Source organism: Mucilaginibacter sp. P4_G9 (genome assembly GCF_056400985.1).
In genome coordinates this window covers 1-548 of sequence record NZ_JBFUKF010000950.1, presented here as the reverse complement: position 1 = coordinate 548, position 548 = coordinate 1, and the positions used below count along the sequence as shown (strand labels likewise).

Here is a 548-nt window from a genome sequence, read left to right as displayed (position 1 = left end):
TATTCTGCGTGAGTACCAATAAATCTTACTTCTACTATTTCGTCTTCATAGTCTACCTCAATTATTAGCCGGTATTTATTGCCAACTATTTTAAACCTTGCTCTGTCGCCTTTAATGATTTTGGCTGTCGGAAAATCTTTTAAAACATCAATGCTTTTTTTCCAGGTTACAGCCTCAACCACGGTTTTCCAAGCCCTTAAACTTTTACCTGAATCTGCATGTTTCTTTGCAAACTGGTCAAGCTTGCGGGTATAAATTATTAGCATATAATGTTAAAACAAATTTAATTAAAAGTTGGTTAGCTGCCAACTTTTGATTAAATAAAAAAGGCGATATTCATCGCCTTCTTAGTATTATACGATCCCCGGACCATCACTGATGATCAAGGAAAAAATTTAGAATCTGTATCTTACAAACGCCTCCATGGCTTCATACTCAGCCATTCCTAAGCGGTCATAACGTTGCGCGGTATCGCGGGTGCGGTCTTCAGCCCTCACCCAGAACTCCCTTGCATCATCCCCCGGGAACACCGGGCGATCCTTTTGGGA

At 40.3% G+C, this 548-nt stretch carries 1 protein-coding gene and 1 pseudogene; both read right to left on the bottom strand.

Annotated features, from left to right (window positions below; genetic code table 11):
- Positions 1–266, bottom strand: a 266-nt coding sequence (locus AC1DPZ_RS28745; RefSeq protein WP_477409964.1) for a type II toxin-antitoxin system HigB family toxin, incomplete at its 3' end; no start/stop codon positions are given.
- 129 nt (positions 267–395) lie between these two features.
- Positions 396–548: pseudogene (locus tag AC1DPZ_RS28740) on the bottom strand (PIG-L family deacetylase); the annotation flags it as partial.